This is a genomic window from Wolbachia endosymbiont of Dactylopius coccus, from assembly GCF_977011065.1.
The window spans coordinates 578,605-594,938 of sequence record NZ_OZ347065.1 but is presented as its reverse complement, the minus strand read 5'-3'; the positions used below and the strand labels follow the sequence as shown (position 1 = coordinate 594,938).

The 16,334-nt window shown below is 35.8% G+C and carries 14 protein-coding genes and 2 pseudogenes; 9 read left to right on the top strand and 7 right to left on the bottom strand.

Going from position 1 to position 16,334, the window contains the following annotated elements:
* Nucleotides 1-28 precede the first annotated feature (28 nt).
* The 3 genes from ACWHVF_RS03295 to ACWHVF_RS03285 form a co-directional block, all read right to left on the bottom strand.
* The gene (locus ACWHVF_RS03295) at nucleotides 29-1,294 is read right to left on the bottom strand and encodes an MFS transporter (RefSeq protein WP_064124810.1); all 1,266 of its coding nucleotides are present in this window, start codon (nucleotides 1,292-1,294) and stop codon (nucleotides 29-31) included.
* Nucleotides 1,295-1,573: 279 nt separating this feature from the next.
* Complete coding sequence (locus ACWHVF_RS03290; RefSeq protein WP_447933164.1) at nucleotides 1,574-1,717, bottom strand: hypothetical protein; 144 nt, start codon at nucleotides 1,715-1,717, stop codon at nucleotides 1,574-1,576.
* A gap of 251 nt (nucleotides 1,718-1,968) precedes the next feature.
* Complete coding sequence (locus ACWHVF_RS03285) at nucleotides 1,969-3,000, bottom strand: hypothetical protein (protein WP_064124812.1); 1,032 nt, start codon at nucleotides 2,998-3,000, stop codon at nucleotides 1,969-1,971.
* A 277-nt stretch (nucleotides 3,001-3,277) separates the two neighbouring features.
* On the opposite strand from ACWHVF_RS03285, the gene ACWHVF_RS03280 reads away from it, so the two are divergent.
* The 3 genes from ACWHVF_RS03280 to ACWHVF_RS03270 all read left to right on the top strand — a co-directional run bounded on the left by ACWHVF_RS03280 (nucleotide 3,278) and on the right by ACWHVF_RS03270 (nucleotide 7,317).
* The gene (locus ACWHVF_RS03280) at nucleotides 3,278-5,830 is read left to right on the top strand and encodes a valine--tRNA ligase (RefSeq protein WP_447933163.1); all 2,553 of its coding nucleotides are present in this window, start codon (nucleotides 3,278-3,280) and stop codon (nucleotides 5,828-5,830) included.
* Nucleotides 5,831-5,945: 115 nt separating this feature from the next.
* Nucleotides 5,946-6,860: a hypothetical protein gene (locus ACWHVF_RS03275; protein ID WP_447933162.1), complete on the top strand. Its 915-nt coding sequence runs from the start codon at nucleotides 5,946-5,948 to the stop codon at nucleotides 6,858-6,860.
* Between the two features lie 151 nt (nucleotides 6,861-7,011).
* Nucleotides 7,012-7,317 carry a hypothetical protein gene (locus ACWHVF_RS03270; protein ID WP_064124815.1) on the top strand — a complete coding sequence of 102 codons (306 nt, stop codon included), beginning with the start codon at nucleotides 7,012-7,014 and terminating at the stop codon, nucleotides 7,315-7,317.
* On the opposite strand, the gene ACWHVF_RS03265 is transcribed toward ACWHVF_RS03270, so the two are convergent.
* From ACWHVF_RS03265 to ACWHVF_RS03255, 3 genes and pseudogenes are all read right to left on the bottom strand, one after another.
* The gene (locus ACWHVF_RS03265) at nucleotides 7,282-8,034 is read right to left on the bottom strand and encodes an IS5 family transposase (RefSeq protein ID WP_064124816.1); all 753 of its coding nucleotides are present in this window, start codon (nucleotides 8,032-8,034) and stop codon (nucleotides 7,282-7,284) included. The genes ACWHVF_RS03270 and ACWHVF_RS03265 overlap by 36 nt on opposite strands.
* A 37-nt stretch (nucleotides 8,035-8,071) precedes the next feature.
* Nucleotides 8,072-8,251, bottom strand: a complete 180-nt coding sequence (locus ACWHVF_RS03260) for a hypothetical protein (RefSeq protein ID WP_064124767.1) — start codon at nucleotides 8,249-8,251, stop codon at nucleotides 8,072-8,074.
* Nucleotides 8,248-9,251, bottom strand: a pseudogene (locus ACWHVF_RS03255) (IS630 family transposase). The gene ACWHVF_RS03260 and the pseudogene ACWHVF_RS03255 overlap by 4 nt, the downstream one beginning before the upstream one ends.
* A gap of 77 nt (nucleotides 9,252-9,328) precedes the next feature.
* Between ACWHVF_RS03255 and ACWHVF_RS03250 the strand changes: the two are divergent.
* Genes ACWHVF_RS03250 through pyrF form a run of 3 tightly spaced genes read left to right on the top strand, consistent with a single transcriptional unit; the run spans nucleotide 9,329 to nucleotide 11,057 of the window.
* Nucleotides 9,329-10,045: a hypothetical protein gene (locus ACWHVF_RS03250; RefSeq protein ID WP_064124862.1), complete on the top strand. Its 717-nt coding sequence runs from the start codon at nucleotides 9,329-9,331 to the stop codon at nucleotides 10,043-10,045.
* Entirely contained in the window at nucleotides 10,008-10,343 is a 336-nt protein-coding gene (locus ACWHVF_RS03245; RefSeq protein WP_156488170.1) for a hypothetical protein, read from the top strand. The genes ACWHVF_RS03250 and ACWHVF_RS03245 overlap by 38 nt, the downstream gene beginning before the upstream one ends.
* A 45-nt stretch (nucleotides 10,344-10,388) precedes the next feature.
* The gene (gene pyrF, locus ACWHVF_RS03240; protein ID WP_064124864.1) at nucleotides 10,389-11,057 is read left to right on the top strand and encodes an orotidine-5'-phosphate decarboxylase; all 669 of its coding nucleotides are present in this window, start codon (nucleotides 10,389-10,391) and stop codon (nucleotides 11,055-11,057) included.
* A 327-nt stretch (nucleotides 11,058-11,384) separates the two neighbouring features.
* On the opposite strand, the gene ACWHVF_RS03235 is transcribed toward pyrF, so the two are convergent.
* Nucleotides 11,385-11,534 carry a hypothetical protein gene (locus ACWHVF_RS03235; protein WP_179945556.1) on the bottom strand — a complete coding sequence of 50 codons (150 nt, stop codon included), beginning with the start codon at nucleotides 11,532-11,534 and terminating at the stop codon, nucleotides 11,385-11,387.
* A gap of 74 nt (nucleotides 11,535-11,608) precedes the next feature.
* On the opposite strand from ACWHVF_RS03235, the gene ACWHVF_RS03230 reads away from it, so the two are divergent.
* From ACWHVF_RS03230 to rmuC, 3 genes and pseudogenes are all read left to right on the top strand, one after another.
* Nucleotides 11,609-12,805 (top strand): phage major capsid protein, encoded by a 1,197-nt coding sequence (locus tag ACWHVF_RS03230; protein ID WP_064124865.1) that lies wholly within the window; start codon nucleotides 11,609-11,611, stop codon nucleotides 12,803-12,805.
* A 274-nt stretch (nucleotides 12,806-13,079) separates the two neighbouring features.
* Entirely contained in the window at nucleotides 13,080-14,600 is a 1,521-nt protein-coding gene (locus ACWHVF_RS03225) for a hypothetical protein (RefSeq protein ID WP_064124866.1), read from the top strand.
* A gap of 106 nt (nucleotides 14,601-14,706) precedes the next feature.
* Nucleotides 14,707-16,037, top strand: a pseudogene (gene rmuC, locus ACWHVF_RS03220) (DNA recombination protein RmuC).
* The last annotated feature ends 297 nt before the right edge of the window (nucleotides 16,038-16,334 follow it).

The window sequence follows — 16,334 nt, the reverse complement described above, 5'->3', positions numbered from 1 at the left end:
CCGGTCTATCAAATCACATAGGAGAAAACTAAGACCAATCACATTTTTTATCTTGTGGCTTTATTTGCAATATTGCTACCACACTGACCAACAAGCAGAAGACTATATAAAGCCCAGCAGCAAAGTTTATTTGAGGGAATGTTACAGTCAACCAAATACAAACCATAGGAGTAAATCCTCCATGTAACGCATAAGAGATATTGCGTGATAAGCTCACACCACTAAATCTAACATTGGTAGGAAAGAGTTCAGATGCAACTATTCCTATGGGAACTATACCCCTTTCTATTATAGAGAGAACCATTACGCTCAACGCAATCACAAGATAATTTTTATAGTAATATGCAATAGATAACGCAGGACAACACAGTGCCATTGTAATTGCTATAAATAAGATTGCAGTGCGCTCTTTTCCAACTTTATCAGCCAACATTCCAAACGCTATTGAAGATATCGGCATTAATACACTGGTTATAATCAATACAATTTCGTTGATATATGTTGTTACATAAACATCCACTGATGCTATTTCCTTTGCGAGAGTTCGAAGAAATATGGTAAATCCAACAGCAACATTAACAGGTACAGATATTAAAATAGCAAGTATAAGAGCTCTCTTGTGGCGTTTTATAAGCTCTATTATTGGCAAATCAGGTAAATTTCTTTGTTTTCGATTTTTTTCATATGCTGGAGTTTCTCCCAATGTGTATATGCTATACGCGCTAATTAATCCTAAAATAGCTGAGAAAATAAATGGCAATCTCCAACCCCAGGTACAAAAATCAGTAGTTTTTTTGCAGATAATCACTATCACCGCAGAAAGCAAGATACCAATGGAGCGGCCAAAACCCATTATTCCAAAATACATCCCTAAGTTCTCTTTCCTACTGGATAAATGCTCTATAAGATAAACAGAACTTCCTTGTTCACCACCAAGTGCAATTCCTTGTGTTATATGGATTGCAAGAAGCAATATAGTAGCTACTTGATTGTGACTTGGAATAAATGCAATGAGACTTGATGGTATCGATATTAGCAAGATAGTAATTATTAATGCTATCCTCCTTCCATACCTGTCACCAACGTGACCAAATATGAATGCACCAAGTGGCCTTACAATTGCACCTAGCCCTACAATTCCAAATAATTGCAGTATGTTACTGTAGACATCTTTTGCAAAACAAAACTCTCTGCTGATTATGTTAATCAAATCAATAAAGAGCATGTAGTCATACCATATTGCGATTCTGCAGAGTATGGTTGATATCAACACCCTTGTTTGTTGATTGTACACTAAATTTTATTTGTAAATGTTTGCTTATTTCATTGTGGTTGCTTTTTGGGATTTTGCAACCTAAACATATATAGCTAAACTGACTTACGACAATTTGAAAAACCGTCATTCCGCTACTAGCGATGCAACAAAGCCATTCCAGTGTCCGCTACTCAAATGACATGGTGAGCCGCGCGGAATGATTAACCGTCATACCGCCGCGGCGCTAACAAGTAGCGGGATGACGATTGTCAGGGTGTCACTAGTTCACTCTATAATGATGCCATCCCAGCGCCTTTGTTACTTGCCTTTCCCATCCTCATTTACTTCTTGTGTTTTCGCTCCATTTACTTGAGTACTAGGTAATACTGCATATGTAATACCACCAACTACGAGTGCAGATGTTACTGCTATACCAATCATTACTAACATCTCTAATCTCACTGTACGTTTAAGTGCAGTAAATGCTATCAGTCCAGCAGCAAGACCCATACCAACAGTAGCGGTATACTTCGCTCCATTGCCTTGTTTTGGTTGCTCAGTTGTTTTGTTTTTAGCTTCTAGTTCTTTATTTTCCTTCTCTAATTGCTGAACTCGATCATTTCGAGCTTGTAAGTCTTTCTTTAGGCTTTCAACTTCAGTATTTGGTTGGTTTATTTTAGCTTCTAATTCTTTTATCTTATCCTCTTTATCTTTTAACTGAGCAGCATTTGGTTGTTTAACTGTGCTTCTAAATCTTTTATTTTATTTGTTAGTGTTGTTTTTTCACCCTCTAACTTCGTAACAGCATCATCTGGTTGAGCTTTTAATGCTGTTATTTCCTCATCTTTAGCTTTTAACTGTTGCTGTAAGTCCGCAATTTTACTTTCATTATTGAAATGTTTTAACGCTTCCTTAATATACTTCTCAATTTCACCTGTACTTTTACCACCCTTTATAAATTGTATTAGTTCTTTCTGAAACCGTTCATAAAACATTTCCTTTAATTTACTCCTTAATTTGCCATCACATAAGTCCTTAATTTTGCCTTCTAACTCTTGACTTGTGGATCCAATTAGACCTTCTATCTCTGTCTTTATTGAACCGTCTGCAAATAAATCCTCAATTGCAGTATCATCTTTTGTTAAATTGTCTAGTTGCTGTTGTAATTCTGTTTTTTCCTTCTCGGCTGCATCGAATTTAGTTTGTAAGTCTGCTTTTTCCTGCTCAGCTTGAGTCAATTTAGTTTGTAAGTTTGTGTTTTCCTGCTCTAACTCTTCAACTTTAGCATTGTTTTCCGTAGAAGTTTTATTTAATTCTAAAGATGAAGAACTTCCTGATAAAGAATTTCTTGGTGAAACATTTTTTGGTGAAGAACTTACCGACCGTGGAGGCGTTCTATTTGCTGATGCTTCCTTATCTTTTTGGAAGGAATGAAGCTCTACTGAAATTCCTTTTTTACTACTCTTCAAACTAAATGCATTTTTCATGTTTATGTCATACAGCTCTTTTTCACCCTCTCTTTGAAGTAAATTTATAGGAATGACAAAATTATCACCTTCTTCCTTTTCTTTCTTTTTCAAATCAAACTGAATATGGTACTGTTTGTTATTATGTGAAAAAAACTTATCAAACTTTTGTTCCGTTGTATTGGTTATATTTTGTTCCAATTCGATTATATGCTGATTTTCTAGAACAAGCCCTAAGCCCGAATCAGTAGTTTTTATTTGACCGTTGATAGATGGCATATTAAACCTCAATATAAATAATATTTAGGCAGTATGATGCCTTTAAAACTTAACGTCAAGTAATATTTTCCATAGTGTGTTATGCTCGTAAAATTTTGGCGTAGCCGTATTTACTTAATTGTGCTATAGCTAAAGCAATAAGTGGGATTCCAGCGTCACGCGCTGGAATGACATGGTTTTAGGCGTTATGGTAGGGTGTCATCCCAGTGCTTGACACTGGGATCCAGGAAACTTAGTTAATATATAGTTAGCTATGGTTTAAAATTGAGAAATATTTATGTTAAAAGAAAAATACGGCTTTAAAGAAATCGAGAAGAAATACAACATATTATGGGAAGGTAGTAAAGTTTATAAATGGAATGGTAAAAAGGATAACACTTTCACTATAGACACGCCTCCACCGACAATATCGGGAAAACTCCATATTGGCCATATATTTAGCTATTGCCATACGGACTTTATTGCAAGGTTTCAGCGCATGCTGGGAAAAGATGTGTTTTATCCAATTGGGTTTGATGATAATGGGCTTCCCACTGAAAGATTGGTTGAGCAAACCTATAAAACCCGCGCAAAAGAAGTTGGCAGGGAAAAATTTATAGAGATGTGCCATGAAGTTATTGAAAAATCAAAGCAAGAATTTAAGGAACTATTTAAATCGGTCGGCATTAGTTATGACTGGGATTTGGAATATCACACGATCAGCAAGGAAACTGTGACGCTTTCACAGATGTCGTTTATTGATCTATATAATAAAGGGTATGCATATAGAAAAATGCAACCTATTCTTTGGGATCCGGTTGATAAAACCGCAATTGCGCAAGCAGAAATAGAAGATAAAGTTTTTGAGTCATCCTTAAATACGATAGTTTTCTCTACTGAAGAAAATGAGCAGATCAACATTGCAACTACGCGTCCTGAGTTACTTCCCGCATGTGTTGCGGTTTTCTGCCACCCAGAGGATGCGCGCTACACTCATCTGATCGGAAAAACAGCCATAGTGCCAATAATAAAGGAAAAAGTTCCAATAATAGCTGATGATAAGGTTAAAGTAGATAAAGGCACTGGGCTTGTTATGTGTTGTACATTCGGTGATGAGCTTGACATATATTGGCAGCAAAAGCATAATCTGCCGATGAAAATTATCATCGATCAGGATGGGAGAATAAGCCTTTATGATGTCATTCCAGTGCTTGACACTGGAATCCAGGAAAAAGAGCCAATGCCAGCGATGACAGAGGAAGATATCATGTCAGCGTATGGTCAGAAAAAAGAAGAATGGATCCCAGTGTCAGCTACTCGGATGACAGACGATATACTAAATGAAATAAATGGATTGAAAGTTACAGCAGCAAGAAAGCGGATAATCGAAATCCTAACTCAAAGAGGACTTTTGATAGAAAGCACTAACATTTCTCATTCTGTTAAGTGCGCAGAAAGATCTGGTGCACCACTTGAGATATTGCCTACTTATCAATGGTTTATCAAGACCTTAGAGCAAAAAGCTCAAGTATTAGATAAAGTAAAAGAATGCAATTGGCATCCAAGCAATATGCGTAAACGTATGGAAGTGTGGATAGAAGGGCTAAATTGGGACTGGTGCATCTCAAGACAGCGCTATTTTGGTGTGCCATTTCCAGCGTGGTATTCCAAACGTAAGGGTGAAGAAGGTAAAATTATTCTAGCTGAAGTAAAGAACCTGCCTATAGATCCATTCAAAGATTTGCCAAAAGGGTATAGCAAAGAAGAGGTTATTCCAGATCAAGATGTAATGGATACCTGGGCCACAAGTTCAATTACTCCTCAACTAAGTGCACTGGCAGTAAATAGTGAGTTTAGCTTACCAAATCATCGCTATAATACGATATTTCCTGCAGATCTGCGCAGCCAGAGCCATGAGATAATAAGAACTTGGGCTTTTTATACTATTTTAAAGGCACATTATCATGCAGATTCTTTACCTTGGAAAAACATTATGATCAGCGGTTGGTGTTTAGCAGATGATAAGAAAAAGATGAGTAAATCAAAGGGTAACATCATCACTCCTCATGTAATACTTGAAACTTATGGAGCTGATGTAGTGCGCTATTGGGCAGCGAACTCAAGGCTTGGAGTTGATACAGTCTACTCTGAAAATATATTCAAAATTGGCAAGCGCCTCGTTACAAAACTTTGGAACGCTAGCAAGTTCGTTTCCATGTTCATGGAAAAGCATCAAGTAATGAGCATAAATTCTGCTCACGAGACAGTGGATAAGTGGATATTGTCTAAGTTATACAAAGTTATAGAAAGAGCAACGAATAACCTATTACAGTTTGAATACTGCGAAGCTTTGAGTGCAGTAGAAGAATTTTTTTGGAAGGATTTTTGTGATAGTTACTTGGAGTTAGTAAAAAAACGTGCGTACGGAAGCAGTTTAAGTGCAAAACAAAGCTTGGCATATGTACTGAATATTATTTTGCGGTTATTTGCACCTTTTTTGCCATACATTACAGAAGAGATATACCACCAGTTGTATAGTTATAATTCTGTACACAATCAAAGCAATTGGCCGAGCAAAGAAGAACTTATCTACGATAAATATTCAGAGGAAATGGGAGATAATGTTATTCAGATATTAAACATTATCAGAAAGATAAAGGCAGATAATAATGTATCAGTTAAGCATCTGATAAAAAAGTTGATGATAAAAGCAGATCTACGAGAGGATAAATTGAATCAATCCGCACAGAATGATTTGCAGGCAGTTTGCAATGCGGAAACGATAGAGTGGATGCAGTCTGAGCTTGAAACTGAAGACAGAAAATACATAGTGAATATAGATTTATACTGATTTTTATAGCTTTACTTCCTTTAATATCCATGCTATTATAATCATTATTAGTGTGAGGGAATAATGAGGGATTTATATAATAAAGCCAATGCACCTTATCTTATAGCTGGTGCCTTTGCTACTTTGGTATTGCTTGCCTGGGACACTTGCTGTTGCTCCTTATATTGCATTCTTATCTCCAATTGCAGCCTTTAATGTAGCTCTTCCTGTTGCCTTGAGTTTATCTATACTATCTACTTTGATACTCGCACTTTCATGCAAGATGATTAAGAAAATAGAGGTTGAGAAAAATAAATTTGCTGAAAAAGAGCAAGAGTTAGAAAGCGTAAAACAACAATCAGAGAGTAAGGTACAAGAGTTAGAAAGTAAAATAGCTCTGGGAGAAAAAGCTAAAGAAGCTGTAAATGAACAAGTGAAAGTATTACAGAATCAATTGAATGAACTGGCTCAAGAGAAGCAGAATTTAGAAAGTGAAGTTGAAAGGCTAAACGAGAAAATAGGGTGGTTAGAGGACCAACAAGAAGAACTATATGATGAATCAGAAGGGAAAGGCGGAGATGAAAATAAAAATGAAGAGATAGAAAAAGAAATAGAACGTCTGAAGGCATACCACAATATGACAAGTAAAAATGTTGATTTACATAAACAAAACGAAAAGCGTTCATCTGAAAATTCTAATATTGATAAAGCTCTTTTTGATAAATCTCTAAAAACGGAAGAGAAGCACAACGAACGTCTTAACAATGCAGAGGAACTGCTAAACACGCTGGAACAAGATTTATTACAAGGAAATGCAGTACAAGAAGCAGCTAATTCACTGGAAATGATAAAGGATCTAAGCAGTGAACATTTATCAGAACTTGAAGGAATAGGTGAAAATGAGTCTGTTAATAAACAGTTCCCGAAACCAAAACCACCTTATATACCCACTCCAATAAGACCGCCATATAAAGAGCTGAATGATGCTTCATGTGATTCCGGATATTTCAGTGGATGTTCTACCCGAACCAATAGCTACCACACATTTTGAGTACAGTTATACACTCGATACATAAGACCTTAGCCATTTTTAGCTAGCAGACTGAAAATGGGAAGTTTGTTGTAGGTGCAGCACTATCACAGATAAGAGAATTTTAATAAATATATACAAGACTGCTGAACGTGGGGGGAGGAGGGGAGTAATGAGCAATTTGCTTAGTGAGGCTAACACATTTTATTTTATAGCTAGTTCCTTAGCTACTCTTACGTTACTTACATCTTTAGCGCTTACTGTAACTTCTAATGTGCCTCTTCCTCTAACTCTCGCTTTAGCTGCATTATCTGTTTTGGTGCTTGCACTTTTATATAAAATAATTCGTAATAATAAGAAAATAGAGATTGAGAGAAATAAATTCGCTCAAAAAGAGCAAGAGTTAGAAAATAAAATAACTCTAGGCTCTGTGGACAAAATTTTAGAGAAGCCATATGAGAGCTCCAACAAAATTTAGAAATCCCATGTAAACCTCTGCGGTCTTGTCAAATCTGGAAAAAATGCGCCTAAAATTTTTAATTTTACCGAAAAAGCACTCAATCAAATGACGTTCTTTATAAATATGCTCATCATAGTATCTTTGCACTTTTCGATTCCTTTTTGATGGAATTACGATTTCACATTTCCTGTTTTCAAGGCTGACCACAAAAGCATTGCTGTCATAACCCTTATCAGCTACTACAATGGAGTTATAGACATTTTTTGTTAATACTTCAGCTTGTGTAATTTCATTCCTCTGGCCAGGAGTAAGTATAAATTTTAAAGGATTTCCCAATGCATCAACAAGTGCATGAATTTTAGTCGTAAAGCCACCTTTACTTCGCCCTAAAGCCTCTTGATCCTTCGAATCTTTTGTATATCCAGCCGAACATGGATGGGCTCTAATGATCGTACCGTCGATTATGACGGCTTCTAAATCTGGCTCTTGTTTTGTGTACTCCAATAAATTTTTCCAAATACCCCTTTCGCACCATCTCTTAAATCGTTTGTGTATACTTCTGTAATTGCCATAGATTTTCGGCAAAAGTCGCCATTGGCAACCACTTCGCGCCATATACCACACTGCTTCTATGAATATTCTTAAACGTTTTTCGTCTTTACTATGCATTCCTTTTATGCCTTTTATGAATTCTAAAATTTGTTTCCAATTTCTTTCTTTTATATAATATTCCATTCGGTAGTTTCTCCATTTTTATGTTCATTTGGTTAAACTACCACTTTTTTTCTCCCTCTTCATATTTTTTGTCCACAGAGCCTAGGAAAGGAAGCTGAAAAAGCTGCAAACAAAGAAGTGGAAAAATTAAAACATGAATTAACTCGAGAAAAGCAAAATTTAGACAAGAGAGTAAAAAAATTGGCTCAGAAAGTAAATGAGTCATACCAATTCTCATTGTTGTGCAGTCAAATAGGATACATAGCAGAGTTGTTTAATTGTGGAGCAGGTAAGAGAAGTAATAAATTTACACAAAGCACTCTCAAGCAAAGCAATAGTATCGTATATTTTATTGCGCAAAATGTTCTGTTTTACATACAACCAAAGCCTCTCGACAGTCAGGTGAATATGGAGGTAGGTATATAATCTCAATATTTTTAGGTACCTTTAAATTTTTTGACTTATGCCAACTAGCACAGTCCATAACGAGAAAAGCCTTTCGTGTCCCCAGATATTGCGACATTTGCTCAAGAAATACATTCATGCAATCAGTATTAACGTTTGGTGCAAGCAAACTGGAACTTTCTCCATTTTCAGGGTTAACTGCACTGTAAAGATAAAAATTATGCCTACCTAATTTTATTTTAACCCGAGTCCTAGTGCCTTTTTTAAACCACCCGTGTCCAACTTTTGAATGTGTGCCAAACCGCGATTCATCGAAGAAAAACAGCTCTTTTTCAGGATACTTGCCAATAACTTCGTTGAGATTTTTTTTTGAATTCCTCTTGTTTTCTTTTATCTTGTACATTGTGTACTGGTCTTGGTGTAATATAAGAGAATTTCATCTTTTGCATATAGCGGTGTACTGTAGATTTGCTAATATTTAAGCCGAACTTTTCCTGGATTCTTATTCTCATTTCTTTAATGGTAATATTAGGGTTTTTTTCTATCCATGCTTCAACTTGCTGTAGTTGAGCATGATTTAATTTAGTTTTTCTACGCCGTTGTGGAGGAGCAAACAATTTTTCTTCTCTGCCTAATTTCAAGAGTTTTATCCACGAAGTTAGTGCGCTTCTTGAAATGCAATATATTTTTGCTACAGCCGTTATACTATGCTTTTTTGCTGCAATTACAGCATTTAGTTTTTTTGCAACATATGCATTGTTCCTTACTTTCTTCAGCATTTTTTTTGCTGATTTTACTACTTCTTCATCCAATAATTTTGATCTTAGTGCCATTTATACCTCAACTATTTTACTTACTTCATTATGGCTTTTCTTCCATTGTTGTCCATCTGTTTGCCGTGTAATGGGAATTGGTATCAGAAGTTGAGAGAGAATCTCTTCTTGAAGAAAAAAAATCTTTAGAGAAAAGATTAGAAACAGCAAAGAATCGTACGTTTGAAATAGACAATGAATTGGGCAAAACAAAAGAGGAAATAGATAAGCTTGGTAAGCAAGAAGAAGAATTACTTTATGAAATCACGTGTTTGTGTGAACATTTACAAGAAAAAGAAGAACGTATAACAGAATTGAAAGAGAAAATAGACAATGATCAACGCAAAGAATTAGAAAATAAAAAATTGAATGAGGAAGTAGAAAAATTATCTAAAGAAAAAGAGAAATTAGATGAGGAAATAAATAAACTATGTAAAGAAAAACATATATTATATAATAAAAAAGAAGAATTGTATAAAAGACAAGAAGAACTTTATGCAGAATTAGATGAATTACAATGTAGATTTAAAGAAATTAATCAGAAAAATAAAAACTTATTTCAAGAATTAAAAAAGAAATTCGCAGAGTTATATGAAGCAAATGGTTTAATTGAAAATCAGTCTTTTAAGTTAGACGGAATAAGAAAAGATTGTAACAATGAGGTAAAAGGTTTAAAAAATTTACTTTTGAAGCAAGACACTCAAATAGAACAACTTGAAGAAGATTTGTTGAGAGAGAGAAGAAAAAGTGTCTTATATAGAAAATATGAAAGAATATATGATACGCAAGTTAGAAGGATCAATAAAAAGAAGTAAAGTGATCAAAGATGATGATAAGGCAGTAATATTACAGGAGATTCCAGTAATAAGGTTTATGTTAGAAGAAGTTATACAAGATTTGCGAAACGAAACGCCTGCTTCTTCACTAGGAGATCTTATATATGCATCATTGCCAGGTGAAACATCTGTTCCTTTACATGCAGGAGATCCTGGATATAAGTCCGAGGAAGATTCTGGATATAACAGTCGCTCATCCACTCCGACCAAACCTTCATCTCTATTAAAGGAAGTATGTAATGAATACAGTCAATCCAATCAGAGTGCAAGAACTTGACAATACAACAATTAGTCTTATTATAAAAAAAAATTGTACAAGATAATGAACCCAATAATATGTGCACTGGATACACAAGACTTAAATAAGGCTATTTCTCTAGCTAATACTCTGCGTGGTAAAGTTGGCATGGTAAAGCTGGGATTAGAATTTTTTGCTGCTCAAGGTCTTTCTGGAGTGCAAGAAGTTGCAAAATGCAATGTACCAATTTTTTTAGACCTGAAATTGTACGATATTCCGAGTACTGTAGCTAAAACGGTTGAAGTAATAAAAGTTCTGAGCATTGAAATGTTAACTCTGCACATCAGTGGTGGAACAAAAATGCTTGAAGAAGCGCTAAGTGTGTTGCAAGGCACAAAAATAAAGCTGATTGGAGTGACAGTGCTAACTAGTATGAGCAATGAGGATTTGAGTGAGCTTGGAATAGCAAGAGAGGCAAAATCACAGGTAATTTTGCTTGCAAAACTTGCAAAAAAGATTGGACTTCATGGAATAGTCTGCTCTGCACTAGAAGCTCAAGAAGTGCGCCGAGAATGCGGTGAAGACTTTAAAATTATTACTCCAGGAATTCGTGTAGATCCAGGTCATGACGACCAAAAAAGAACAGCAACACCAAGAGAAGCAATAAATTTAGGAGCCGATTATATCGTCATTGGCAGACCCATTACAAAAACTGCAAGTAGTGCAGAATTAATACTGAAATCCCTTATCTAATTGAAGTAGATAAAAAAAAGTGCTTGACACAAAAAAACAAACGTTATATAGTGCTATTATCTTTCATTTTACCTCGCTTAATTTAATTACTGAATTAAGCTTACATCACTAAGCGTGGTACAAAGTGCCACGCTATTTTCCGATTTACATTTTCAACAGATAAACAAATGATGTCATGCCAGTGTCTGGGCACATAACTGTACGAATATTCATTTTTGAAGATAAATTGCACAACAGATGATGTCATTCCAGTCTGGAATCCAGAAATTTTGCTTATAACTGAGCTGATGAGCTAAAGGTAGTTGTCTTACGCTAAAACAAACGTTTTTAATTAAGTTGCATAGAACCAGTGTCTGGGCACTGGGATGACACCCCACTGGTAGGGAATTGCTTCCAAACTACAATGTTCGTACAGTTATGTGCCCAGACACTGGAATGACATCGTTTACTATGTACCATATTGCAATATTCGTACAACTGTGGGAAACATCTATGGGTGCCATTCCTATTACCTTATTTCCATTCTAATTTTATTTTCAAAGGAGGCTATTATGTCACTTACCGATATCGCTCACCGTATTAATGAACTCGCTTCTTCATGGGAGCAATTTAAATTAATAAATGATCGCAAATTAAAAGAAATTGAAAGCAAAGGGCGTGCTGATTCTGCAACGATTGAGCAGCTATGCAAGGTAAATAATGCCATTGATAGTTGCAAAGAGCGTTTAGACTTGATCGAAACTGCAGCTCAACGTCCAGAAGTAAATACAGATTTTAGCACAAGTGATAAATATTTTTCTGATTATATCCGCAAGGGAATGGAAAGCGGTTTATCACACAAAACCCTCAGTGGAGATGATAATGATATCGGAGGGTATCTAGTTACTCCGCATATTGTAAAACGCATAAACAAGCGCGTAACTGATTCGTCCCCAATGCGACAAATATGCTCCAGTCAAAGAATCTCTACTGAAACATTGGATTACATTATAGAAGATTTTGACCGTGCCGGTGCAGGTTGGAGCAGTGAAACAGTAGATGATGAGGACGGTGGCAATAAATCTAAGTATGATTTTGCAAAAGATACGGACACGCCTAAAATCCAAAAGATTTCTATCACGACTTACGAGTTATATGCTCAACCACAGATATCGCAAAAGTTACTCGATGATGCGTTTGTTGATGTTGAGAGTTGGCTGGTGGAAAAGATTGCCGAGACTTTTAGTAAGAAAGAAAACGAAGCCTTCATTAAGGGTGATGGCACTTTTCAACCCAAAGGAATTTTAGCTTATGATGATGGAAAGGGCTACAATAAAATAGAGCAAGTTAAAACTGAAAAATTGGATAGCGATTCAATAATGATATTGTATTACTCTCTGGATGAATATTATTCCAAAAATGCATCATTTTTGATGAACAGGAGTACGTTGAAGAACATTAGGCTGCTAAAATCTCAAGAGGGCCAATATCTCTGGCAACCAAGTTTGTCGCTTGAAGCTCCAGATACCTTAATGGGAATACCAGTATATCAATCTGCCGATATGCCACTTGCGCCAAGCAAGTTGCCGGTAATCGCAATGGCAGATTTCAAACAAGCTTATAAGATTGTAGATAACAGAGGAATGAGAATATTACGAGACCCTTGTACGAATAAACCTTATGTGAGGTTCTTTGTCACTAAGCGTGTCGGCGGAGAGGTTGTAAACACCAGTGCTATTAAATTGTTGAAAGTTGCGAGCAAGTACTAAAAACTTCCACTGTTTGTGAAGGCAGTATGTTAAACGTTATAGCCAGTTTTACCTCAAACACAAAGGTGTCATCCCAGTGCTCCGACACTGGGATCCAGCTTTCCATGTCAAAAGTGTTTATTTTCCAGCTACTTTTAACTTAGTGTCCAATCTGGATTCCAGACTGGAATGACATCTTTTTTCTCCTTTTCCTCTTGAAAGTAAAAAATAGTTGACATATTATGTTATTCATGAAATAATCGAGTTAATTTACTATTAATTATAGGAGTAAAATATGTGGGAAAAAATAAAAAACTTTTTTAAATGGATTGCTGATCACACAGGAATTTCATGGATTGCAAGAAAAATTTCATCAGGCTGGAAGTGGTTGTTTGGTGGTAAAGCGAATACTACTCAACAAAATACATCACAGCATGAGGAGCGTTTAGATAATGAGAAACAGGAACCTGCTCAAGCAAATGATCAATCAAAGGACACTACAGCACCAAAAACTCTGGATAATGAAGTTAATCTTGATCAACCAACACCACCAGGTAAACCTAAAGAACCTGTAATTAATACATCTGAAACAGATGCTAAGGAGCTACCAGAAAATTTTCCGACACCTAATCTCAAAGTTGGAGATGGTGGAAAGTTGTTATTAACTCTAACTCCAGAACAGTTAGCAAAATGTAAGAAGAATAGTGAAGCTACAAGATTAAATGCACTGCTTATATATATAAAATGTGATGCAAATGAATATCGCATTACTGGCAATAGTGTTGATGAGAAAATTATATCGATAGAATCAATACAGAAGAAAAATGAAAATGGTCAATTTAAAAAAATCAGCGCAAAAGAAATTCTAGGTAATGCAATGGTTAAAAAAGTAGATAGTATATCTAACAGGGCATTCGAAGCTCCAACGTTGGAACAACCAGTTTCTGGTAGTGAAGTAGCAAGTCCTAGTGGTAGCCAATTTACTACGGCAGATTCTAATGAACCTAATTTTGTTCAACAAAACACAAAGCCAGAAAGTTACTTAGAGCTTACTGATAACAAATTATTATTTATTACAACAAACAAGAATTATAAAGATCTTGAAGCGAAATATAAAAATGAAGACCAAGAAGGTAAAGTTATACCTGGAGAGTTTCGTGTATTTGTAAGGTGTGATGATGAAGATTTCTGTATTACTGGTTCTTATGACTCACAGCAAAATGTGAGTGGCGGAAAGAAATCTGTATCTATAACTTCAGTAAGGAAACAAAATCCTCAAAGCCTTGTGTCAAGTGATCCATCAGAAATGATGTATAAAGTAGGCTTAGATGAGAACAGAAAGTTTGTTGAAATAACTAGAATATCTAACAAGCCATTTGGAGCTCCAACGTTGGAACAACCTAAGCTCAATACTACTACGACACAACAAGTGGTTAACAATGAGGAAGTGACTATTGAATCAGAGGAGCTTTTTGATGCAGAAGATGATGGAGTTACACAACCAAGATCATTAACTGCTGACCCAGCAGTAGAACAATCAACTCCTGTCTCCTCGTCTAAAGCTCCTACTAATGGTACGCTACCAAAAGTAGCAAGTCCTAGTGAAACTAAAAATGGTAGCAATAATGGTGCTGTTGTGCTGTATCAAATGCCACATGATCAAAAGAGACTGCACCCTTCTCCAGAATTATACAACTATTTGCTAGAAGCAAGCTTGAAAAGAGAAATATTATCTTGCAAGGTGGTACCGAGCTCATTATTTACTCAATCAACAGCAGAACAAGCTGCTGATAATATCATTCTCGTTAATCAATAACCACTATAACAAACCCTTCAAAAAGAGCACCCCTTCAGGTGCTCTTTTTTTCTTTCTTATACACACAGAAATCATATAGAATTGTAAATGCAGCTTTTTTATTCTGATGCTTTTCAATTCTATAGTTCTTAGCCTCTCTTTACTATTATTTCTCTGTATTATCATAAAAAAGAATAGAAAACTGAGTAAAGAGAAAGCAAACCTTGAAGTTAATTTATGTAAATTAGAGCAAGAAACAAAGCAAAGTTTGCTTACGAAGAATGAAGAAATAGTTGATTTAAAGATCAAAAGAGCAGAACTTGAAGTAACTCTGCAAAAAGAACGTGAGGAAAAGAAAAAAGAAATAGAATTACTAACAAAAGCAGAGGAGAGATTAACAAACACTTTTAAAGCGCTCTCTCTTGATGCTTTGCAGACAAATAACAATAATTTTCTGAACTTAGCGAAGGAAGTAATTGATAGTAAATTAAAAGAAACGGAAAGCGATTTTAAAAAAAGACAAGCAACGATCAACGAAGTTGTAACTCCAATAAAAGAAAAATTAGAAAAATTCGATAATGAAATACGTGAGCTAGAAAAAGAGAGGGTAGGGGCCTATGAAGGTTTAAAGGAGCAAATTGGAGCACTGATGAACCAAACTTCCAGCCTTGCTAATGCCTTGAGAAAGCCCCACATTAGAGGAAAGTGGGGTGAAATGCAACTCAAAAGAGTGGTAGAAATAGCAGGAATGATTGAATATTGCGATTTTTTTACTCAGCCGTCAGTGGTTGATAAAAACGAGGATAATTTATTGCGTCCTGATTTAATAATTAAAATGCCATCTGGAAAGCAAATAATAATAGATGCTAAAGTGCCACTGGATTCCTACATGGATGCTATATCACAAAATGATTTGCAAATACAAAAGGAGAAATTAAAGAATCATTCCCTGGCAATAAAAAAACACATAAATGACTTGGGTAAAAAAGAGTATTGGAATCAATTTGAAAATACGCCAGAACTTGTGGTGCTTTTCTTAACAGGGGAGGGGGTTTTTAGTGCAGCACTGGAATATGAGCCTGCTTTGATAGAGATTGGAGTGGAAAAAAAAGTGATCATTGCAACACCGATCACTCTAATTGCGTTGCTGAGAGCAATAGCGTATGGATGGAAGCAAGAGATGATAGCTGAAAGTGCGAAAAAGATCAGTGAACTAGGTCATATTTTATATGAGCGCATTTGCACAATGGGCGAAAACTTTGATAATTTGCGCAGGAGCTTAAAAAGTGCTGTCGATCATTATAATAAAACTGCTGGTTCGCTTGAAGCAAGGGTGTTTCCTCTGCCCGAGAATTCAATAAGCTTGGTATACATGCAAAAAATAAAAGTTTAAGTGCTGCAAAGGAATTAGAGTCCTTACCGCGCAGTTTACATACTGGGGAATTGAAAGTAGATTAGACTTCTGCACTATAGCTAACCCAAGAAAGGTTTCCCTACGTCATACCGTGATTCATTCCATAACTGTACGAACATTACGATTTGGGCCTACCAGAAGGGCAATGCCTCTTATCCAAGTACCCTCTTCTTGTCATTCCAGTCTGGAATCCAGCCTTTCCATAATCATTAAAACATTGTATTTTAACATAAAACAGCTATTTTTATGCTCGCCAACTTAATAAAATTCCTGGATCCCAGTGTCAGCTACTCGGATCTGATGGGCCCAAATCGCAATGTTCGTACAGTTGCGCGGTATCT